17 protein-coding genes are annotated in these 21,078 nt (G+C 73.2%); 3 read left to right on the plus strand and 14 right to left on the minus strand.

All coding sequences use genetic code 11. The features are described 5' to 3' along the window. Positions 1-11: 11 nt before the first annotated feature. The 8 genes from ACWEFJ_RS03030 to ACWEFJ_RS03065 form a co-directional block, all read right to left on the minus strand. The gene (locus tag ACWEFJ_RS03030; RefSeq protein ID WP_449712751.1) at positions 12-1,733 is read right to left on the minus strand and encodes an alpha-galactosidase; all 1,722 of its coding nucleotides are present in this window, start codon (positions 1,731-1,733) and stop codon (positions 12-14) included. Positions 1,734-2,327: 594 nt separating this feature from the next. Then, positions 2,328-4,979 (minus strand): fumarate reductase/succinate dehydrogenase flavoprotein subunit, encoded by a 2,652-nt coding sequence (locus ACWEFJ_RS03035; RefSeq protein WP_449712752.1) that lies wholly within the window; start codon positions 4,977-4,979, stop codon positions 2,328-2,330. Next, positions 4,979-5,644, minus strand: a complete 666-nt coding sequence (locus ACWEFJ_RS03040; RefSeq protein ID WP_378090897.1) for an ABC transporter ATP-binding protein — start codon at positions 5,642-5,644, stop codon at positions 4,979-4,981. Before ACWEFJ_RS03040 ends, ACWEFJ_RS03035 begins: the two co-directional genes overlap by 1 nt. Further along, positions 5,641-6,411, minus strand: coding sequence for an ABC transporter permease (locus ACWEFJ_RS03045; protein WP_378090896.1), 771 nt, complete (start codon positions 6,409-6,411; stop codon positions 5,641-5,643). The genes ACWEFJ_RS03040 and ACWEFJ_RS03045 overlap by 4 nt, the downstream gene beginning before the upstream one ends. Further along, on the minus strand, positions 6,408-7,757 hold the full coding sequence (locus ACWEFJ_RS03050; protein ID WP_378090895.1) for an ABC transporter substrate-binding protein: 1,350 nt from the start codon (positions 7,755-7,757) through the stop codon (positions 6,408-6,410). The genes ACWEFJ_RS03045 and ACWEFJ_RS03050 overlap by 4 nt, the downstream gene beginning before the upstream one ends. Positions 7,758-7,783: 26 nt before the next feature. After that, the gene (locus tag ACWEFJ_RS03055) at positions 7,784-8,011 is read right to left on the minus strand and encodes a 4Fe-4S dicluster domain-containing protein (protein WP_233817622.1); all 228 of its coding nucleotides are present in this window, start codon (positions 8,009-8,011) and stop codon (positions 7,784-7,786) included. A gap of 139 nt (positions 8,012-8,150) precedes the next feature. After that, positions 8,151-8,909 (minus strand): GntR family transcriptional regulator, encoded by a 759-nt coding sequence (locus ACWEFJ_RS03060; protein WP_378090894.1) that lies wholly within the window; start codon positions 8,907-8,909, stop codon positions 8,151-8,153. A 320-nt stretch (positions 8,910-9,229) separates the two neighbouring features. Further along, on the minus strand, positions 9,230-9,670 hold the full coding sequence (locus ACWEFJ_RS03065; protein ID WP_449712753.1) for a MarR family winged helix-turn-helix transcriptional regulator: 441 nt from the start codon (positions 9,668-9,670) through the stop codon (positions 9,230-9,232). A 61-nt stretch (positions 9,671-9,731) separates the two neighbouring features. Between ACWEFJ_RS03065 and ACWEFJ_RS03070 the strand changes: the two genes are divergently transcribed. Further along, positions 9,732-10,268: a hypothetical protein gene (locus ACWEFJ_RS03070; protein ID WP_449712754.1), complete on the plus strand. Its 537-nt coding sequence runs from the start codon at positions 9,732-9,734 to the stop codon at positions 10,266-10,268. A 104-nt stretch (positions 10,269-10,372) separates the two neighbouring features. On the opposite strand, the gene ACWEFJ_RS03075 is transcribed toward ACWEFJ_RS03070, so the two are convergent. From ACWEFJ_RS03075 to ACWEFJ_RS03090, 4 genes are all read right to left on the minus strand, one after another. Next, a complete protein-coding gene (locus ACWEFJ_RS03075) occupies positions 10,373-11,140 on the minus strand; it encodes an AAA family ATPase (RefSeq protein ID WP_449712755.1) in 768 nt (255 codons plus the stop codon). 349 nt (positions 11,141-11,489) lie between these two features. Continuing rightward, positions 11,490-13,280: a glycine zipper domain-containing protein gene (locus tag ACWEFJ_RS03080; RefSeq protein ID WP_449712756.1), complete on the minus strand. Its 1,791-nt coding sequence runs from the start codon at positions 13,278-13,280 to the stop codon at positions 11,490-11,492. 97 nt (positions 13,281-13,377) lie between these two features. Continuing rightward, on the minus strand, positions 13,378-14,115 hold the full coding sequence (locus ACWEFJ_RS03085) for a helix-turn-helix domain-containing protein (RefSeq protein ID WP_378090888.1): 738 nt from the start codon (positions 14,113-14,115) through the stop codon (positions 13,378-13,380). 74 nt (positions 14,116-14,189) lie between these two features. Continuing rightward, on the minus strand, positions 14,190-15,221 hold the full coding sequence (locus ACWEFJ_RS03090; protein WP_449712757.1) for a LacI family DNA-binding transcriptional regulator: 1,032 nt from the start codon (positions 15,219-15,221) through the stop codon (positions 14,190-14,192). Positions 15,222-15,421: 200 nt separating this feature from the next. On the opposite strand from ACWEFJ_RS03090, the gene ACWEFJ_RS03095 reads away from it, so the two are divergent. Further along, positions 15,422-16,780 (plus strand): cellulose binding domain-containing protein, encoded by a 1,359-nt coding sequence (locus ACWEFJ_RS03095; protein ID WP_449712758.1) that lies wholly within the window; start codon positions 15,422-15,424, stop codon positions 16,778-16,780. A 130-nt stretch (positions 16,781-16,910) separates the two neighbouring features. On the opposite strand, the gene ACWEFJ_RS03100 is transcribed toward ACWEFJ_RS03095, so the two are convergent. After that, positions 16,911-18,608 carry a cholesterol oxidase substrate-binding domain-containing protein gene (locus ACWEFJ_RS03100; protein WP_449712759.1) on the minus strand — a complete coding sequence of 566 codons (1,698 nt, stop codon included), beginning with the start codon at positions 18,606-18,608 and terminating at the stop codon, positions 16,911-16,913. 166 nt (positions 18,609-18,774) lie between these two features. Between ACWEFJ_RS03100 and ACWEFJ_RS03105 the strand changes: the two genes are divergently transcribed. Next, a complete protein-coding gene (locus ACWEFJ_RS03105) occupies positions 18,775-19,869 on the plus strand; it encodes a serine hydrolase domain-containing protein (protein WP_378090884.1) in 1,095 nt (364 codons plus the stop codon). Here the strand turns inward: ACWEFJ_RS03105 and ACWEFJ_RS03110 are convergent. Then, entirely contained in the window at positions 19,866-21,077 is a 1,212-nt protein-coding gene (locus tag ACWEFJ_RS03110; RefSeq protein WP_378090883.1) for a cytochrome P450 family protein, read from the minus strand. The genes ACWEFJ_RS03105 and ACWEFJ_RS03110 overlap by 4 nt on opposite strands. Position 21,078 lies beyond the last annotated feature (1 nt).

Here is a 21,078-nt window from a genome sequence, read left to right on the forward strand (position 1 = left end):
CCCCGGGACCTCTACGCGTTCCTGCGCTGCCACTGCTGGTTGGCGCCACCACCGCAGGTCCACTGCACGAGCCTCGCGCCGTCGCTGGTCCCGGCGTTGAGCACGTCCAGGCACTTGCCGCTGTGCTGGGCGATCAGCCGCACGTACCCGCCGCCGGCGTCCTCGGACCGCCACCGCTGGTTCGCGCCGGATCCACACGTCCACTGGACCACGCGGACACCGTCACCGGTGGCCGCGTCGCCGCCGTACACGTCCAGGCACTTCCCGCTGCCCACGTTGACCACGTTGTAGTAGCCGCCACCCACCTCGCGGAACCGCCAGCGCTGGTTGGCCTGGCCGTTGGCGCCCCACTGCACCACGTCCGCGCCGTCGGCCGTCGAGGCGTTGAACACGTCGGCGAGCTTGCCGCTGTGCCGCGCGGTCAGCGTCTGGTCGGTCGGCGTCGGCGTGGTGCCCTGCGGGGTGAGCCGGTACAGCCCGGAACCGTGCGAGGGCAGCGGGCGGGACAGGCTGCCGCTGACCGTGCCGAGGCTCGCGCCCGACCACAGGTCGGTGACCGTCGCGGAACTCATCCCGAGGTCCGCGAGCGGCACCGAGACGTTCGCCGTGCCGCCACCCCGGTTGAACAGCGCGACGTACTTGTCGGCGCCGCTGGGCGCGTCGGCGGTCCACACCGTGCCCGTGCCGCTGTAGAGCTGCCGGTTGTTCCGGCTGTGCTGGTCCACGGCCAGCACGGCGGCGTTGTTCATCAGCGCCAGCTCCGACGCCCGGTTCTGCGTCAGGTCACCGCCCCACATCATCGGCGACCGGGTGATCGACCACAGGGTCATCAGCGTGCGCTGCTCGTCGGCGGTCAGGTTGGAGTAGCGCGGCGACCCGACCGGCCCCTGCTGGGACAGCCGCCCGATCGGGATCATGTCCGGGTCCGGCCACGCGCCCACCGCGCGGTGGGGCGTCCACGCGTGCAGCCGCTCGAACAGGGCGTCCAACGCCGCCCAGTTGTCCCACAGGTCGTTCACGACCCGCCACATGTGCGCGTTGGCCGCCACGTGCGAGCCGTTGGCGGTCGACGTCGGTCCGGGCGACAGGCTGAGCACCATCGGCCGACCGCTGCGCTGGATCGCCAGCCGGTAGCCCTCGATCTCGGCCTGCCGGTAGGTGGGCGCGGCGATGTCGTCCACCTTGACGTAGTCCACGCCCCACGAGGCCAGCAGCCTGAACTGGGCGTCCAGGTACGCCTGGGCGCACGGGTTGGCCATGTCCAGGCCCCAGTTCAGGTTCAGCCACGCCGCGGTCGTGGTGTTGTCGATCTCGTTCGCCCGGCAGTTCGTGCCGGGCACCGGGAGGTTGTCCGCCACCACCTGGCGCGGGATGCCCCGCATCAGGTGCACGCCGAACTTCAGCCCGGCGGTGTGGACGTAGTCGGCCAGCGGCTTGAACCCGTTCGTGCCCGCGGCGGAGGGGAACCGGGTGGTGTCGGGCAGCAGCAGGCCGTTGGCGTCGGTGCGCAGCCGGGGCTGGAAGTCGGCGCTCTGGTTCGGGCTGCCCGTGCCCCGGCCGGGGTAGTACCAGGCCCAGTCGATGACGATGTACTGCCAGCCGTGCTGCCTGAGGTTGTCCCGCATGTAGTCGGCGTTGGCCTTGACCTGCGCCTCGGTCACGTTCCAGTTGAACGAGTCGTAGCTGTTCCACCCCAGCGGCGGGGTCGAGGCGACCCCGTTGTCCCAGGCCACGGCGGGACTCCCCGTTCCCGGGACGAGGGTGGTGGCCGCCACCGTCAGCGCGGCCGACACCGCCCCCGCCCACCGCGCCCGTCGTGATCGAATGTGTCGCACCCGTGCTCTCCCGTCCTCGTCGATCGGCCGTGCGGCGGCGGGATGTTCACGCTCACATTCTCGGATCGAGCCGTCGCCGGCGGTACCGACAGGAGATGTGATCGTTCACATCGTTCGGCCGAACCTCGCTCCGCCGCCGTCACGGAGGGACGGCGGGTCGGCTCGCACGCCGGGTGGCTCGCGGATCGGTCGAGAGCGGGTGCGGGGAACCTCACGGCGGCGGCCCGCGCCCGGAGGTTCGCGTCAGGCGCGCTACCGGAGTGCGTCCGCGCCGGTGATCCCGTACGGCCGCGGTGCGGTGCCGCGCCGGCGGACGGGGACCTGCGACGTGACCGCCGGACCGGGCCACGCGGCGGCAAGCCCGCCCGGCGGTGGGCGTCGCCCGCTCCCCTGCCGGGCCGCTCGGCGCGCCGCCCACGGTGAGCAGGTCCTGGTCGGCGGGCCGTGCAAACGACAGCCGCCCCACCGTGCCGGGCATCGCTACCGTGCTGTTCAGCGGTTCCCCGGGGGCCGGCTCACCTCGTCCAAGGCTCGGCGCGCGTAGGCCCGCACGTCGGCGTCGTTGTCCGTCGCCGCCGCGGCGAGCCCGGAGCGCACGGCGGGCAGCTCGACCCACTCGGCCAGGGCACGCACCGCCGCCTTGCGCACGTCGCTGTCCCCGTCGGCCAGCAGGGGCAGCACGGCGTCCGGCTCGTCCAGCGCCCAGGCCGCGCCCACGCGGACCTGCCAGGCCGGATCGGTCGCCGCCGCCCGGGCCGCCGGCTGGAGCGCGGCGGGCCGGCCGATCCGCCCCGCCGCCTCCAGCGCCGCCGCACGCACCAACGGGTCCGGGTCGGCGGCGAGCACGCCCAACGTCGCCGCCGCGGCCGGATCACCCAGGCTGCCCAGCCCCTTGGCCACCTCCACCCGCAGCTCGCGCCGGGGATCGCCGGCCAGCGACTCGACCAGCCGCAGCTCCCGCAGGGACACCAGGCCGCGCAACGCCGCCGAGCGCACCTCGGGGTCGGCGTCGGACGACGCCGCCGCGTACACCTCGGCGGTGCCGAGCTTGAGCGCCCACAACACCTCCAGGGCCACCGACCGCGCCGGCGACCCCTCCAACGCCCGCCGCAACGCGTCGCCACGCGGCACGACCTCGACCAACTCCCGCAACCCGGCCGCGGCCGCCGCGCGGACCGCCTCCTCCTCGTCGGACATGGCCCGCACCAGGGCGAACTCGAACCCCTCCGGCACGACCTCGGTCAACGCCGCCACCGCGGCCCGCCGCACCGCCGGGTCCGGGTCGACCAGGTACTCCTCGAACCGCGCCAACCCCGGCTGCTCCTCGGTCAGCGCCACCAGCTCCAGCACCCGGCCGGACGCCGCCACCCCGCCGCCCGCCCGGGCGCTCGTGACGGAGGCCGCGCGCACCGACAGCGTCCCCAGCTCCTCGACCTCGCCCGCCCGGTGCTCCAGCCCGTCCACCGGCACCAGGTACGGGTGCACCGGCCGCTTCACGAACTCCATCTCCCCCGCCTCGTTCTTGCGCAGGTTGAGGTGGTGGAACCACTTCTCGTCGTCGCGGTCGGGCGTGTCGAGCCGGTCGTGGTAGAGACCCCACCGGCTCTCCGTGCGCATCAGGGAGGACGCGGCGGCCATCTCCGCGCAGTCGCGGATGAACGTCACCTCCGCGCACCGCATCAGCTCGTGCGGCGTCGTCCCGCCCATCGCCGCGATCTCGCCCTCCATGCGCGCGAACGCCTCCCGCGCGATCTCCAGCCTGGCCTCGGTCTTCGGCGGCGCCACGTAGTCGTTGACGAACCGCCGCAGCTTGTACTCGACCTGGTGCTGCGGCGGGCCGTCGGGGTTGCGCAACGGCCGGTAGACCAGCTCGTGGGCGGCGGCGACCTGGTCCTCGGGCAGGGGCCCCGGCGGCACGCCGTGCGACGCCGCGTGCGCGCCCGCGAGGTCGCCGAACACGAACGCGCCGATCATGTAGTTGTGCGGCACGCAGGCCAGGTCGCCCGCCGCGTACAGGCCGGGCACGGTCGTGGCGCCGTGCTCGTCGACCCACACGCCGGACGCCGAGTGCCCGCCGCACAGCCCGATCTCCGAGATGTGCATCTCGATGTCGTGCGTGCGGTAGTCGTGCCCGCGGTTCGCGTGGAACGTGCCGCGCGTGGGCCGCTCGGTGGTGTGCAGGATGCCCTCCAGCGCCGAGATCGACTCCTCCGGCAGGTGCGTGACCTTGAGGTAGACCGGCCCGCGCGGCGAGGCGATCTCCCGCGCCACCTCGGCCATCATCTGCCCGGACCAGTAGTCGCAGTCCACGAACCGCTCGCCGAGCCGGTTGACCTGGTAGGCGCCGAACGGGTTGCCGACGTACGCGCACGCCGGGCCGTTGTAGTCCTTGATCAGCGGGTTGACCTGGAAGCACTCGATGCCGGACAGCTCCGCGCCCGCGTGGTAGGCCATCGAGTGGCCGTCGCCCGCGTTGGTGGGGTTCTCGTAGGTGCCGTAGAGGTAGCCGCTGGCGGGCAGGCCGAGCCGCCCCGCCGCGCCGGTGGCGAGGACGACCGCGCCGGCCGAGACGGTGACGAACTCCCCGGTGCGGGTGTTGAACCCGGCCACGCCGACCGCGCGGCCGTCCGACACCAGGACCCGGACCGGCATCACGCGGTTCTCGATGCGGATGCGTTCCCGCATCCGGCGTTCGCGCATCACCCGGTACAGCACCTTCTTGACGTCCTTGCCCTCCGGCATGGGCAGCACGTAGCTGCCCGAGCGGTGGACCTGGCGCACGTGGTAGTCGCCGTAGGAGTCCTTCTCGAACTTCACCCCGTACCGCTCCAGCCGTTGCACCATGGCGAAGCCGCGGGTGGCGGTCTGCATGACCGTGCGCTGGTCGACGATGCCGTCGTTGGCCTTGGTGATCTCGGCGACGTAGTCCTCCGGGGTGGCCTTGCCGGGGATGACGGCGTTGTTGACGCCGTCCATGCCCATCGCCAGCGCGCCGGAGTGCCGCACGTGCGCCTTCTCCAGCAGCAGCACGTCCTTGCCGTGCTCGGCGGCGGTGATGGCGGCCATGGAGCCCGCGGTGCCGCCGCCGACCACGAGCACGTCGCACGACAGGTGCGTGCGCTCGCGGAGGTCCGGGATCTCCATCACGACCTCACCGCCGCCAGGATCGCCTCGCGCCGCACGTCGACCTCGCCCGTGCCGAGCACCACGACCCGGTCCCCCAGCCGCACGGCCTCGTCCACGTCGTGCGTGACGAACACCGTGGTCGCGCCCGCTTCGCGCAACACCTCCACCACCAACTCCTGCATGTCGGCCCTGGTCTGCGCGTCCAGGGCGGCGAACGGCTCGTCCATCAGCACCACCTTCGGTCGTTGGGCCAGCGTGCGGGCCAGCTGCACGCGCTGCCGCATCCCGCCCGACAGCTCGCGCGGCAGGTGCCGCTCGAAGCCCGCCAGGCCGACGCGGTCCAGCCAGCGCCTGGCCGCGGCCCGCCGCCGCGCCCGGTCCACCCCTTGCAGGGCGAGGGGCAGCTCGACGTTGCGCTGCGCCGTGCGCCAGGGCAGCAACCCGTCCTCCTGGAACACCATCGCCCGGTCCCGGGACGTGCCGCGCACCACCTGCCCGTCCACGACCACCCGGCCCGCCGCGGCCGGGACCAGGCCCGCGACCGCGCGCAGCAACGTCGACTTGCCGCAGCCCGACGGCCCGGCCACGACCAGCAGCTCGCCGGTGCGCACGGCGAGGTCGAAGTCCCTCAGCACGACCGCGTCGCCGAAGCGCACGGTCAGCCCCTCCACCAGGACGCTCACGCCGTCGCCTCCCGCGGCAGCCACCGGGTGGCGCGGCGGCCCGCCAGCTCCACCGCGGCGGACGTCACCCAGCCGAGCAGGCCGATCGTGACCATGCCGACGATGACGCCGGGGTAGTCCACGATCGTGTATGCCTGCCAGGTGCGGTAGCCGACGCCGTACCGGCCGGAGATCATCTCGGCGGAGATGACGCAGATCCACGACACGCCCATGCCGACCGACAGGCCGCCGAACACGCCGGGCAGGGTGCCCGGCAGCACGACGTTGAGCAGGACGTGCCGCCGGTCGCCGCCCATCGTGCGGACGGCGTCCTCCCACATGGTCGGCAGCGCCCGCACCGCGTGCCGCGTGCTCACCAGGATCGGGAAGAACGCGGCCACGAAGGTGATGAAGACGATGCCCTGCTCGTCGGTGGGGAACAGCAGGATCGCGATGGGCACCAGCGCGATCGCGGGGATCGGCCGCACCACCTCCAGCAACGGCTGCAACACGTCGCCGAGCACCTTCGACCGCGCCACCACGATCCCGAGCGTGGTGCCCAGCGCGGCGGCGAGCAGGAACCCGGCGGCGATGCGGCCCAGGCTCGCGGTGAGGTCGGTGTAGAACTCGGCGGCGCCGGCCTGCTCGACCAGCCGCTCCGCCACCTCCACGACGGTCGGCAGCCGGTCGAACCGCAGCCACGCGGTCGTCCCGGTCGCGGTCAGCACCTGCCACAGCAGCAGCCCGGCGGCCAACGAGCCGATCCGCAACGCCCACCGCCCGCTCACGGCGTGCCCGCCGCGGCGAGGGCCTGCGCGTAGTCCAGCGCGCCGGGGCCGGCGGCGGCCTTCGTCGTGTACGGCCGCAGGGTGCCGTCGTCCGCGCGGACCCAGTGCGCGTGGTCGGCGAACCACCGGGTGCCGGTCCCCGCGTCGGGCACGTAGGCCACGCGGACCTTCTTGCCGCTCTGGTTGATCAGCTTGAGCAGGCAGGTCGGGGTGGCGGCCGGGTGGGTGGTCTCCTCGCCCTCGAACCACACCTCGCTCGCGGTCGCCGGGTCGGTCACCTCCACGCCGCACGCGGTGTCCGTGCCGGTGATCCGCGCCGGGTTGGCGGTGTCGGCGGCGCCCTCCCCGACCGCGGCCCGGAGCGGGCCGTCGTCGATGAACCGGTCGACGTCGAGCTCCTCGATGTCGCCGATCGACTTCAGCAGCGGCACGTCCTGCTTCAACGCGTCGCGCAGCAGCGGCTTGAGGCCCAGGTCGAACGTGGCGATGCCGTTGGGCCCGTTGTAGAGGTACACGACCTCGACCGGCAGGCCGGTCGCCTTCGCCACGACCTGCGCCGCGGCCAGCGGGTCCGCGTGCAGGTCGCGGGTGGAGTCGGCCTGGGCGCGCAGGAACTCCGCGAGCACCTCGGGCTGCTCGCGCGCGAACCGGTTGCGCACCACGACGCCGTGCAACGTCGGCAGGTCGAGCGCCGCGCCGTCGTAGAGCAGCTTGGCCTGCTTCGCGAACACCAGTTGGCCCGGCCAGGCGACGAACTGGGACAGCGCGGCGACGTTGCCCGCCTGCAACGCGGACGCGCCGACGGAGGGTTGCTGGTTCTCGACGGTCACCTCGATGTCGCCCAGCGCGCGCACGAGCGTGCCGTGCCCGGCGGAGCCGACGCTCGCCGACACCCGCTGCCCGGCGAGGTCCCGCAGGGTGGTCGCGGTGGAGTCCGGCGGGACGACGACCATGTTCAGCGCGCCGCGGGCGTTGTAGCCGGTGACCGACACCATGCGGGTGCCGTCGTCGCCGAACTGCTGCGCGCGGGATCCGTTGATGAGCAACGGGAAGTCGCCCATGGAGCCGATGTCGATCTTCCCGGCCAGCATCTGCGCGGTGATGGGCGCGCCGGTGTCGTAGTCCTGCCAGGTGACCTCGTACCTCTTGCCGGTGCGCGCGCCGAGGTCGGCGAGCCTGCGCTCGAAGTGGCCCTGCTCGCGCAGGAGGGTGCCCGCCGTGACGGTGTTGATGGTCTTGGACTGGTAGCCGACCACGACCGGCACCACGTCCGCGGACGCCGCGCCGGCGGCGCAGGAGGACACCGCCGCGGCCACGAACGCGACGCCGAGGATTCGCCTGAACATCGTTCTTCCTTTCGCCCGCAACGGTGTCAGCGCAGCAGGTAGGGCATGTTGACCTGGACGGCGCCCGTGGGGCAGCGCGCGGCGCACGGCCCGCAGTACCAGCACTCGTCGACGTGCATGAACGCCTTGCCGGTGTCGGGGTTGATCGCGAGCGAGTCCAGCGGGCAGATGTCCACGCACAGCCGGCAGCCCTCGATGCACAGCGACTGGTCGATGGTCACCGGCACGTCGGCGCGGTTGTTCACCAGAGCCACAGCGGTTCTCCTGGAAATGGGCGTGACGGGACGGCTCCGCCCGGGGTGGGCGCAGCTCGGGTTTCGGCGCGGGGTCAGCGACAGATGGCGCTGGCCTGGCGGCGCAGGTCGACGTGCAGCCGGAACCGCGGTGCGACGTTCACCGCGCCTCCCGCGGGCCGCGCACCAGTTCGGCGCGCATGGTGAGCCGGTCGCCGCGCATCCTGATGTACTCCAGGTCGACCGGGCGGCCGTCGGCGAAGTGGCTCAGGCGTTCCACGACCAACAGCGCCGCGCCCTGCGGCACCTCCAGCACCGCGGACGCGTGCAGGTCGGCGTTGACGGCCTCCAGCGTCACCGCGGCGGCGCCGAGGCGTCGGCCGCTGGTGCGCTCGATGAGGGAGAAGATGTCGCGGTTCTCCAGGTCCTGCTCCAGCAGCGGCTCGCCGACGTCGCGCGGGAGGTAGGTGAGGTCGAGCGAGAGCGGCAACCCGTTGAGCCGTCGCAACCGTTCGATGTAGACGACCTGCTCCCCCTCGGCGAGGCGCAGCCGCTGCGCCACCGGGCCGGGCGGTCGGATCAGGCCGGCGGCCCGCACGTCGTTGCCGACCTCGCCGTGCTCGCGCAGGGTCTCGGCCAGTCCCATGAGGTGGTTGAGGCCGTGCGCGTACTTCTCCGCCACCACGACCGTGCCGACGCCCGGCACGCGTTCGATGAGCCCTTCCTCGCGCAGCAGGTCGAGCGCTTCGCGGATGCCGTTGCGGGAGGCGCAGAACTCGGCGGCGAGGAAGCGCTCGTCGGGCAGCACGCCGTCGGGGAACGCGCGCTGGACGACGAGTTGGCGGATGACGTCGGCGGCCTGCCGCGCCCGGTCGGCGCGCAGGCGTCGCTCGGACGGGGCCGGTCGCGGGCTGCTCACGCGGCACAGTCTGCGGTCTGCCGCCGAGGTGTCGGGTAACGACCCGATTACGCCACCTGGAACGGGCTGTTTCCTGCGAGAACGGCGCCGTTCCGCCACCTGCGGCGCGGTCCACCATGTGGACAGTGGGTCCCGCACGTGGTTTCACCCGGCCGGCCGACCGCTTTCACCGCCGCCGCAAGAGATCCGTCGGTGTGCGCAATGATCGCACACCGACACTTGGACCGCCAGTGCCGCCGGGCTCCCGCGCCCACCGCACGGGCCGGCAGCCGTCGCGGTGCGACCCGGCCGGCCCGATCAGCACGTTCGACGCCGGGCGGTCACGGGTTGCCCCCGCCGGACACCAGTCGCCCGACGATGTCCTTGAGCGCCTTCGCGTCGCGCGGGTCGAGGCGGTCCACCAGGTGACGACGGGTCGCGGCGTCCAGGGCGGGCACCGACGCGTCGACCGTGCGCCGGCCCGTCGGCCGCAGGGTGACCTCGACCCCGTTCGCGACCTTGTCCCGTGCCACGTAGTCGCGTTTCTCCATCCTGGTCAGGAGGTGCGAGAGCCGGGTCCGGTCCCAGCCGAGGGCTGCGGCGAGGGCGTTCTGGCGCAGGACGCCGCCCGATTCGTGCAGGCACACCAACACGCTCAGCTCCGCCTCGGACAGGCCGGACGCCGCGGTCACGTCGGCGACGACCGCGGCGCGGACCGTCTCGTACGCGCGCTTCCACACCAGCCACAGCTCGGTCGACTCCGCCGGACCAGGTGTTGACATGTCAACACCTCCCTTCTACGGTTCGACCCTACAAGGCAGCTCACACGTGAGGACTTCCCCGATGCCCGACACCCGAAGGCACTGCGCCGGCTTCCGCGCCGTGGCACTCCTCCCGCTCGTGCTCTTCCTCCCGGCCGTCATCGCCTTCTTCGTGGACCCGGACGTGGTGTGGGGTGAGTACCTGGGGGTCTTCTTCCACCTCTCCATCCTCTTCCTCGTCCCACGCCTGGACGCGGCGCCGTGGGCCAGGGCGGCCGGCTACGGGTGGGTGGCGCTGGACGTGCTCGCCGGCATCCTGATGATCAACGACGTCGAGCACGACACCGCCTGGGCGGTCCGGCTCGGCGGGCACGTCCTCGCCGGCGTCTGGATCGTGGCCGCCTCCCTGGTCAGCCGGGCGTGGCCGGTCCGCGTGGTCGGCGTGGTCACGGGGACCTGGCTCGCCGCGTACTCCTTCGTGGGGACCGTGCTCCCGGAGTCGTTCCTGCGCCCGGCAGGCATCCTGATCCTGGTCTGGTTCGCCCTGCTCGCGGTCTTCCACCGCGCGACCGGGGAAGGCCCGGTGGCGACGGGTCCGGCGGCGGTCGGGACGGCGTGACGCGGCTCGTCCCCGCCCGCGAGCGGTTCAGGCGGGGAGTGTAGTCGCCGAACATGCCGTGCAGGGTGCCGATGCGCGACAGCGACGCGGCGCGGGCGACCGGGTCACCCGTGGTCGTCGCCAGCCGCAACCAGTCCCGGGCCGTGGCCATGGCCTGCTCCAGGTCGCCGCACTCCCAGTGGGCGTTGGCGAGGTTGTCCAGGTTCCGCACCAGCGCGGGCGGATCGCCGACCGCTCGCGCGGCCTCCAGTCCCGCTCGCGCCACGGCGAGGAAGTCGTCGCGGTGGCCTCGCGCGCGCAGGTGGCGTGCGGTGTGGTCGGCGATGCGCCACGCGTGCTCGTGCCGCTGCCGCTCCAACGCCGGCTCGACCACCGGGCGGCGGCCGCAGCTGGTCGGCGCTCGCGACGTTGTCGAGCAGGACGAGGAACCTGCGCCCGGCCGTCCGCGCCCGCCACAGCGCGGCGCGCCCGTCGAGGCTGTCCGGATGCTGCGCCGGCGGCACGTCCACCTGCGCCAGCAGGGCCGCCAGCGCGGCGGCGGGCCGCAGCGGGTCCTGTCCCGGCGAGTAGCCGTGCAGGTCGACGAACACCCGCCCGTCCGGGAAGTCGGCCGCGGCGTCGTGGCAGGCGCGGATCACCAGGGCGGTCTTGCCGACCCCGGCCATGCCGTGCACCAGGACCGCGGCCCCGCCGCGGAGGGCGCCGAGCACCTCGGCGAGTTCGCGGTCGCGCCCGACGAAGTCCGGCGTCCGGTACGGCAGGTAGGACGGACCGTGCCCGTCCTCCGGCACGGTCCGCAGGATGCCGGCGTGCACCCGCCGCAACGCCGCGCCGGGATCGGCGCCCAGCTCCTCGGCCAGTCGTTCCCGCACCCGCCGGTAGTGCGCCAGGGCGTCCGCCGCACGCCCGGCGCGGGAGGTCCGTCCCCCAGACCCGCTCGACCAGCCGGTCGGCGGTCACCAGCCGGGGCGCGTCCACCGCCAGCGCCGCCAGCACGCACCGCTGCTTGGCGGGACCCAGCTCCAGCGCCCGGCCGCCGCGGTGCCGCACGAGCGACGGCTCCGCCCCGATCAGCGGCGGCGTGGGGACGTCGCGGAGGCATGCCGGAGCCGACGCCTCGCCGGCACCCCGTTCGGCGAACGGGGTGCCGGCGGCCCGGCCGTGGTGGTCCGAGCGGGTCGACGGTCCAGTGATCGGGCAGCGCCTTCGAGGTGCGGGGTGCTACTCGACCAGGTGCCAGTCGTAGTCGATCTCGTAGTGCGCCCCGTTCTCCCGCACGGTCAGGGTGCGGACCTCGCCGATGTCCCGGTGCTGTCGGATCAGCCTGGGGTCCGGGACGGTCAGGGTCAGGGGGATCGGGGTGAACACGTCGTTCGCCAGGCCGGCCTTGATCTCGTCGACGATGGCGTCGAAGACCGCCCCGGCGAGCGCGCCGACGGCCGCTCCCACCACCGTGCCGACGCCGGGGACGGCGCTGCCCACGACGGCGCCGACCAACGCGCCGGCGGCCTTCTGCGCGGCGGACACCGCGGCGCTCCTGACCTCGTCCACCACGACGGAGCCGAGTTTCGCGAAGGACTCGGCCACGTCGCCCGCGTCCTCCTCGACGATCAGCAGGGTGGCGGTGAAGGACCTGGGCCAGTCGCCGTTCCGGCGGAGGTCGAAGTCGAGGAGCACGTGCGGGGAGGTGCGCCAGCCGTCCCGGACCCGGTCGTCGGACACGTCGCCGACCCGCGGGGCCGTGACGGGGCCGGCGGTCGGGCGGTGGTCCGGCCCGACGGTGACGGCGGCGGAGTCCAGGCCCACGCCGCCGATCCACACGGTGTCGCCACCCACGTCGTCGGTCGACTCCAACTCGCGGAAGTACCGCAGCCGGAACTGCAACCGGGCCGGCATCGGGGGTGAGATGAAGAAGAAGCTCTCGTGGATCTTCCGATCCGTGCCCACGTACCCGATGTGCTGCACGTTCTCCGGCGTGGTGTACCACGACGTCGGCGACGTCCCCGGCGCGACGGCCACAGCGCCCTCGCTGGGGGTGTTCTGGAGCCAGCGGTTGTCGCCGCCGATGAAGAAGAAGCTCTCGTGGATCTTCTGGTCGGTGCCCACGTAGGCGATGTGCTGCACGTTCTCCGGGGTCGTGTACCACGACGTGGGCGATGTACCGGCCATGACAAGCGGTGCGCCCTCACTGGGGGTGCCGAGGAACCACTTGTTCTCACCGCCGATGAAGAAGAAGCACTCGTGGATCTTCTGATCCGTACCGACATAGGCGACGTGCTGGACGTTCTCGGGAGTCGTGTACCACGACGTCGGAGACGTCCCCGGCATCACCGGAACACCACCCTCGCTCGGCGTGCCCAGGAACCACCTGTTCTCACCGCCGATGAAGTAGAAACACTCGTGGACCTTCTGATCCGTACCGACGTACGCGACGTGCTGCACGTTCTCGGGAGTCGTGTACCACGAGGTCGGGGACGTCCCGGGCATGACAAGCGGTCCCCCTTCGCTGGGCGTGCCCAGGAACCACTTGTTCTCGCCGCCGATGAAGTAGAAACACTCGTGGACCTTCTGATCCGTGCCCACATACGCGATGTGCTGGACGTTCTCCGGCGTCGTGTACCACGACGTAGGCGACGTCCCCGGCATCACCGGCACACCACCCTCACTCGGTGTGTTGAAGAACCACTTGTTCTCCCCGCCGATGAAGAAGAAGCACTCGTGCACCTTCTGATCCGTGCCCACATACGCGATGTGCTGGACGTTCTCGGGCGTCGTGTACCACGACGTGGGCGACGTCCCCGGCATGACCGGAACACCGCCCTCGCTGGGAGTGCTGTGGAACCACTTGTTCTCGCCGCCGATGAAGAAGAAGCACTCGTGGATCTTCTGATCCGTGCCCACGTACGCGATGTGCTGGACGTTCTCCGGCGTGGTGTACCACGACGTGGGCGAGGTGCCGGGCATGACCGGAACGCCGCCCTCCCCCGGTGTCCCCTGCAGCCATTGGCTCATGTCGACTCCCCTCGAAGGACGTCCGCGTTCGGCTGTGCGGACGAACGTCGCCGGAGTCTCCGCCGCCGACTCGCGGCCGGGGAAGCGGGCGGTTCGCTCAGCGAACCGACGTGGCCAACCCGAGGTTGCGCGTGATGTCCCGTGCCGCCCGCACGACCAGCTCGGTCAGCCCGGCGGGCAGGACCGGCTTGACGACGAGCGCGCTGACCGCCGCGACCACCTCGCCGGCCGGACCGCGGACCGGCGCCGCCACGCAGCACACGCCCGGCAGGACGTCCTGGTGGTCGACCACGACCGAGGTCCGGCGGAACTCCCTGGCCGCGGACCGCCACTCCTCCTCGCCGAACCCCGGGGGTGGGGGGCCGTCCGCAGCCCGGCTGCCGAGCAGCAGCAACCGACCGGCCGCGCTCCGGACGGGGAACTCGTCGTACGGCCGGATCCGGGGGATCTCCGTGACCGCGCCCCGCGTCGCGGACACCGCCCGGACGCGGTTCTCGCGCAGCACCGTCACCAGGGCGGCGCTCGATCCCCACGCCGACAGCAGCCGGACCGGCTCCCGCGCGGCCCGCTCCAGCACGGGGTGCGGCTGCCAGGCGCCACCGAGCCGCGCCAGGTGCGGCCCGACGAAGTAGCGGCGGTCGTCCCGCTGCACGGCGGCCAGGTCGACCAGCTGCTCCAGCAGGCGGTAGGCGGAGGCCTTCGGCAGCCCCGCGTCCCGGCTCACCTCGGAGAGCCCGGCGCCGGCCGGGGCGCGCGACAGCACGTCGAGCAGCCGGAAGGCGCCCTCCAGCACACCGCGGCCCCGGTCGCCGGCCGGCTCGCCGTCACCGTCCATCGCGTGCTCCGTCCACAGCTGGATACCAGCAGGTTCGCTGCCCGGGCACCTGCTGTTACGGCGCGGGACCCGGTTCAGCCGGTCGGGGTCGGCGGCGCGGCGGTGCTGCCCCGGACGACCAGCTTCGTCGGCAGTTCCAGGCGGTCGTGCTCGATGGCCCGCCCCTCGGCGAGCGCCAGCACGAAGCCGGCGGCCGTGGCCCCCATCTGCGCCAGCGGCTGGTGGACCGTGGTCAGCGGCGGGTCCGACCACTGGGTCATGGGCAGGTCGTCGAACCCGATAACGCTCAGGTCGCGCGGGATCGCCAGGCCGGCGGCGCTGGCGGCGTGGTAGGCGCCCAGCGCCTGGAGGTCGTTCGACGCGAAGATCGCGGTCGGCCGGTCCGGCAGGCTCAGCAGCCCGGCGGCCGCGTCCTTGCCGCCGTCGAAGTACAGCGGGGCCGTGCGGACCAGGTCCGGGTCGTGCGGGATGCCGCCCTCGTCCAACGCGGCGCGGTAGCCGTCCAGGCGGGCGCGGCAGCACAGCAGGTCGTCGGGACCGCGCACCATGCCGATGCGGCGGTGGCCCAGCGCGATCAGGTGACGGGTGGCGACCAGGCCGCCGTTCCAGTTCGCGGCCCCCACCGACGCGATCGGGTGGCTGGGCTCGCCGGTCGGGTCCAGGGCGACGAGCGGGATGCCGCGGCTGTCGAGCTGGGCCAGCTGGTGCTCGGTGAACACCGCCGACACGGCGATCACGCCGACCGGCCGGCGGGCGAGCATTTGGCGCGCCCACGCGCTCTCCGGGGTGTGGGCGCCGTCCATCTCGGTCAGCGTCACGGCCAGCCCGTGCGGCCGCACGGCGTGCTCGATGCCGCGCACGATCTCCAGTGCCCACGGGCTGTCGAGCGCCTGGAACACCACCTCCACGATGGGCACGGCCTCGGCCTTCTCGACCTTCCGGTACCCGTGCTCGCGGATCAGCTCCTCGATCCGCCGCCGCGTCCCGGTGGAGACGCCGGTCCGCCCGTGGATCACCTTCGACACCGTGGAGGCCGACACGCCGGCCAGCGCGGCGATGTGCGAAACCCCGACCTCACCGCGCTTGCGCACCGTCGTGTCGTCCACGACGACAGCGTATGCCGTGACGTCGTCCGGCCCTCCGAGGCGGGACTGCGAAAATTTCTCTCCCCGGAGAGAACGTTGACGTGCGCGGCTGCGTGCGCCATGGTGTGAAGACCGCCTCGTGCCGTACGTCACAGCCGGTAGAGACGCTGGGAGCGCTCCCAACCCAGGACTACGGAGGGGACACCATGTCACGCAGATCCATGTCAGGGCGCTTCCGAACGGCCACCGCGCTCGTCGCCGCGGGCCTCCTGCTGGGGATGGCCTGGGCCGTCGACACCGGCAGCGCCGCCGCGGACACGTCGACCAAGTACCTCGGGGTGTTCCGCGAGACCGGCCCCACCGAGGTGCCCTCGGGGACGGTCAGCCGCTACGGGGTCGCCCCGGCGAGCGTCCAGTGGTTCGACAGCTGGGCCACCGGCCGCGCCTTCGACGCCGCCGCGGCGCGGACCCTGTGGAGCCAGGGGATCATGACCCACTACACCTGGGAGCCGTGGAACACCGCCCTGGGCGTGGCCGACCCGGCCCAAATCCACCTCCGGGACATCGTCGACGGGAAGTGGGACGCCTACATCCGGGCGCGCGGCGCGGAGTTCGCGTCGGTCGGCGCGCCGATCATGGTGCGCTGGGGGCACGAGTTCAACGGCGACTGGTACCCGTGGGGCATCGTCAACAACGGCGGCGACCCCGCCCTGTACGTCGCCGCCTACCGGCGCGTCCACGACCTGGTGGTCGCCGCGGGGGCGACGAACGTGCAGTGGGTGTGGTGCTTCAACAACGGCTCCACGCCCGACAGCCCCGTCAACGACCCGGCGCGGGCCTACCCCGGTGACGACTACGTCGACTGGGTGGCCATCGACGGCTACAACTGGGGCCTGGCCCCGTCCTGGGACCCTGCCGGCAACCACTGGACGAGCTTCGAGGCCGCGTACCTCAGCCCCTACGCCAAGGCCCGCGCCATCGCGCCGAAGCGCCCGGTGATGATCGCCGAGATCGCGTCCAGCGAGGACGGCGGCGACAAGGCGCGGTGGATCGACGACCTGTCCGCCGCCCTGGACTCCGGGCGCTACCCGGACCTGAAACTGGTCAACTACTTCGACCAGGACAAGGAGGAGCTCTGGTCCGGCACGTCGTCGGCGGCCACCCAGGCGGCCTTCACCGCCTGGGTCAACCGGGCGTACATGAGGGGCAAGGGGACCGACCTGGCCAAGGTCGTCGCGCAGTACAAGGGGACGAACCCCACGACGACGACCACCACCGCCCCGGCCGGTGCCTGTTCGGCGACCTATCGCACGGTCAACTCCTGGCCCGGCGGGTTCGAAGGCGAGGTCACGGTCGTCGCCGGGACCTCCGGGGTGAGGGGCTGGACGATCCGCTGGACCGCGGTGGCCGGGCAGACGGTCAACCAGGTGTGGAACGGCGCGCTCAGCGTCACCGGGTCGGCGGTGACGGTGAAGAACCTGAACTGGAACGGCACCCTGCCGCCCAACGGCACGGCGAAGTTCGGCTTCCTGGCCGCCGGAACGCCCGCGACGCTCGTGCTGACCTGCGAAAGCCCCTGACGACCACCCGGTGACGGCCACGCGCCGGCCCGATGCCGCCCGCCACGTCCGTCCAGGACCCGGCGGGCGGCACGGGCGCGTGCTCCTGCGGGCGCGTCGAGGAGGGCGCGCCGTTCGCCGCGAGGTGTCGTCAGGGCAGCAGCACGTCCAGGAACGGGTTGCTGAACACCCGGTGCGGGTCGTGGGCGTTCAGCGTGGCCAGCGCGGCGTCCCAGCTCGGGTTCGGGCCCTGGCGGTAGCTGTCGGGCACGGTCGAGGTCAGGACGGTTCGGTCGGACCACGCGGCCTGGTCGGTGTAGGCCCAGCCCTTCGACCACTCGGCGCGCGTGGTCGCGTACGCGCCGGTGTAGTGGGTGAAGAAGAACTGCTCCAGCTCCCGGTAGAACGCCGCCGCGCCGGGCGCGGTCGGGAAGGTCAGCACGTCGAACCACACCGCGACGTCCCACTCGGGGTGGTCCTCGCGCGGCCGGACGGCGGACAGGGCCGGGGTCTGCGCGCCGGGCACGCCGACGTGCGACGGGTCGTCCAGTCCGCCGACGCGGATCTCCACCTGGCCGGTCACGGGGTAGAGGCCGCGGTCCCGGTAGGCGTCCAGGAGGGTTCCGTAGTGCGCGGCGAAGTCGCTGACCACGCGTTGCACCTCGGCGCGGCTGGTCAGCACCGCGTACCCGTTCGCGGTCTCCCGCAGGGTGGTCGGCTTGACGTACAGCAGCAGGTTCTTCGACGCGCCCCACAGGTCGGTGGTGAGGGTGGTGGTCAGGCCGGTGGCGGCGGTGGTGTACTGCACCTGGCCGAACGTCGGGGTCAGCGCCCACGCGCCGGTGACGAGCAGGTCGGCGAGGTCGGACACGGGTTTGGGCACGTTGTCGGAGAACACGTAGTTGTACGGCGTGACGACGTGGCGGGAGGTCGCCGGCTTGGTCGGCGCGACGCTCCACGTCTTGAGCCAGGGCCGGTCGGTGAAGGCGAACCAGATCGCCTCCACGCGGCCCGTCTCGTCGAGGAAGCTCGCGAACGTGCGGGTCGCGCCGCTGCCCGGCGGCGCGAACAGCTCGCTCGCCGGGATGTCCACCCGGCTCACGCAGCGCAGGTTCGGGTTCGCGCCCACCCGCAACGTGACCTCGGTCAGGAACGCCCGGCCGACGTGGGTCAGCAGGGCGGCGCACCCGGGGTCGTCGCGCTCGAACGTGCGCAGCCGGTACGCGCCGCCGTCCCAGACCACGGCGGTCAACGAGAGGATCAGGTTGCTCAGCGAGCCGTAGGTGTGGCCGGGCGGGCGGGTCTCGCCGACCGCCGGCACGGACGTGCCGTGGCCGTTGATCGCCAGCACGCCGCCCACGGTCAGGTCGCCTGGCGCGGGGGTGTTGGTCACGCCGAGGCCCGCGTCCTCCAGGAACGCCAACAGGTCGTCCATCGACGCGCCGGTCTGCACCCGCACCGCGTCGGGCAACAGGGTCATGGCGGTGAGGTGCCGGGTGGTGTCGACCAGCACCACGCGGTCCGCGCCGGTGGTGGTCGCGGTGACGGTGAGCGGCGCCCAGCCGTGCCGGAAACCGCGCGGCCGCAGGGAGAAACCCCGGCCGCGTGCCCAGTTGGCGAGCACGACCACGTCCTCCGGGGTGCGCGGGGCGCACGTCCACAGGTCGTCGGTCCGGATCTCCCCCGCCCAGTTCCGGTACGCCTGGCGGTACAGGTCGATGCCCGGCGGGAACGAGGGCGGCGGGTCGGCCGCGGCCTCGCCCGCCGTGACCACGCCGACGGGCAACCACGCGACGGCCGACGCCCCGAGGAAGCGGCGGCGGGAGAAGGCATCGCCTGAAGGGCTCATGGCACCGACGATAAGTCGATCTCGGGCGGACGGCGCGCCGGCCGGGGGAGGTTGGGCCGAACAGCGCACCCGCGGCGTCCCGGTCGGCGCGGACCACCGCAGCGGCGGGGGGAACGCGGCACGATCGCGGTCGCCGGGCGGGGCCGGGCGGCGTTACGTTCCGGGGGTGGCGGAGATCCGTGGCACCTGCGACGAGCGGTTCCGGGCGGTGCGCGACGTGTTCGCGGCGACGCTCGACCGGGCGGACGTGGGCGCGTCGGTCGCGGTGTACCTGGACGGCGAACCGGTCGTGGACCTCTGGGGCGGGCACGCCGACGCGGCCCGCACCACGCCGTGGGAACGCGACACCATCGTCAACGTCTGGTCCACCACCAAGACGATGGCGGCGTTGTGCGTGCTGGTGCTCGCCGACCGGGGCGTGCTGGACCTGGACGCGCCGGTCGCCGAGTACTGGCCGGAGTTCGCCGCCGCGGGCAAGGCGGGCGTGCGGGTGCGGCACGTGCTCGGCCACACCGCCGGCCTGCCCACGTGGCACGAGCCGATCACCCTGCCCGACCTGTTCGACCCGGACGACGCCGCCGCCCGGCTGGCCGCGCAGCCCGCCCGCTGGGCGCCGGGCGAGGTCGGCTGCTACCACCCGTTGACGCAGGGGTTCCTGGTCGGCGAGGTGGTCCGCCGGGTCACCGGTCGCCGGCTGGGCGCGTTCTTCGCCGAGGAGGTGGCCGGGCCGCTGGGCGCGGACTTCCACATCGGCCTGCCGGTGGAGCACGACCACCGGGTGGCGGCGGTGATCCCGCCACCCGGCGCGGTCCGCCGGCCCGCGCCGGCCATGCCCGGCGAGGAGCCCAACCCGCCGGTGGTGGCCGAGGACGCGAACGTCCCGGCGTGGCGGCGCGCGGAGATCCCGTCGGCGGGCGGGCACGGCAACGCGCGGTCGGTGGCGCGGGTGCAGGCGGTGCTGGCGTCCGGCGGCGCGGTCGGCGGGGTGCGGCTGCTGTCCGAGGCCGGGTGCCGCCGGGTGCTGGAGGAGCAGTTCCGGGGCGTGGACCGGTACCTGGGCGTGCCGATCCGGTACGGGCTCGGCTACCGGGTCGAGGGACGGACGTGCTCGTGGGGCGGCTGGGGCGGTTCGGTCGTGGTGATCGACCTCGACGCCCGGCTCGCCGTCGCGTACGTGATGAACCAGATGCTCGGCCAGGGCACGGTGGGCGACAACCGGGGCCTGGGCGTCGTGCTGGCCGCCTACCGCGGGCTCCGCTAGGCGTGCCGCAGCACGACCGGCAGGGAGCGGTGGCCGTTGGAGATGAACGACGGCACGTGGTCCAACTCCTCGACGGGCACGGCGAGCGCGAGGTCCGGGAACCGCCCGAACAACGCGGGCAGCGCCACCTCCGCCTCGATGCGCGCCAGCGGTGCGCCGAGGCAGAAGTGCACGCCGTGGCCGAACGACAGGTGGGTCTTGTCCGCGCGGGTGATGTCGAACTCGGCGGCCGTGGGGCCGTGGTGCGCCGGGTCGCGGCCCGCGGCGGCGTACCCGGCCAGGATCGCCTCGCCGCGGCGGATCGTCGTGCCGCCGACCTCGATGTCCTCGACGGCGTAGCGCAGCGGCAGGTGCGCCACCGGGGCCTGCCACCGCAACGTCTCCTCGACCACGTCGGCCCAGCGCCGTTCGCCGGCCAGCACCAGCCGCAGCTGGTCGGGGTGCGTGAGCAGGGCGATGACGGCGTGGTCGAGGAGGTTGACGGTGGTCTCGTGGCCGGCGGCGATCATCAGGATGAGCGTGTCGAGCAGTTCCTCCTCGCTGAGGCGGGCCCCGTCCTCCTCGCGGGCCGCGATCAGGCCGCTGGTCAGGTCGTCGCCGGGGTCGGCGCGCTTGAGGGCGACCAGCTCGTCGAGGACCTCGTAGAGCCGACGCTGGTTGGCGATCGCCTCCTCGGGCGTGGTCGTGGTGGCGAACAGGCTGTCCACGATCCGGCGCAGGTCGGGGCGCAGGTTTTCGGGCAGGCCCATCAACCGGCAGATCACCTCGATCGGCAGCGGGTAGGCGAAGCCGGCGCGCAGGTCGGTCCGGTCGGGTCCGGCGGCGAGCCGTTCGACCAGGTCGGCCGTGATCCGCTCGACCTGCGGGCGCAGCGACTCGGCCCGGCGGGCGGTGAACACCTTGGAGATCAACGACCTCAGCCTGCGGTGCTGGGCCCCGTAGGCGGTGAACATGTTGTGCGACGTGACCCACAGGTACAGCGGCCAGTCCTCCGGGATGTCGGCCAGCGCGGGCCAGTGCCGGCGCGCGTCCTTCGACACCCGGTGATCGCTCAGCAGCCGGCGCAGCAGCTCCTGCCCGCCGATCGACCATGCCTTGACGCCGCCCGGCAGCTCGACCCGCGCCACGGGCCCCAGCGCGCGTAACGCGGCCGCCTCGGCGTGGATGTCGCGACCGGTCGGATCGAGCGTGTACGCATCCGCAGTCATG

The sequence above is a fragment of the Actinosynnema sp. NPDC004786 genome (assembly GCF_053601135.1).

Coding starts and splice junctions, on each gene's coding strand:
- ACWEFJ_RS03035 (WP_449712752.1), bottom strand. CDS start 4,979: ATGGAGATCCCGGACCTCCGCGAGCGCACGCACCTGTCGTGCGACGTG.
- ACWEFJ_RS03070 (WP_449712754.1), top strand. CDS start 9,732: ATGCCCGACACCCGAAGGCACTGCGCCGGCTTCCGCGCCGTGGCACTC.
- ACWEFJ_RS03065 (WP_449712753.1), bottom strand. CDS start 9,670: ATGTCAACACCTGGTCCGGCGGAGTCGACCGAGCTGTGGCTGGTGTGG.
- ACWEFJ_RS03050 (WP_378090895.1), bottom strand. CDS start 7,757: ATGTTCAGGCGAATCCTCGGCGTCGCGTTCGTGGCCGCGGCGGTGTCC.
- ACWEFJ_RS03110 (WP_378090883.1), bottom strand. CDS start 21,077: ATGACTGCGGATGCGTACACGCTCGATCCGACCGGTCGCGACATCCAC.
- ACWEFJ_RS03080 (WP_449712756.1), bottom strand. CDS start 13,280: ATGAGCCAATGGCTGCAGGGGACACCGGGGGAGGGCGGCGTTCCGGTC.
- ACWEFJ_RS03095 (WP_449712758.1), top strand. CDS start 15,422: ATGTCAGGGCGCTTCCGAACGGCCACCGCGCTCGTCGCCGCGGGCCTC.
- ACWEFJ_RS03100 (WP_449712759.1), bottom strand. CDS start 18,608: ATGAGCCCTTCAGGCGATGCCTTCTCCCGCCGCCGCTTCCTCGGGGCG.
- ACWEFJ_RS03085 (WP_378090888.1), bottom strand. CDS start 14,115: ATGGACGGTGACGGCGAGCCGGCCGGCGACCGGGGCCGCGGTGTGCTG.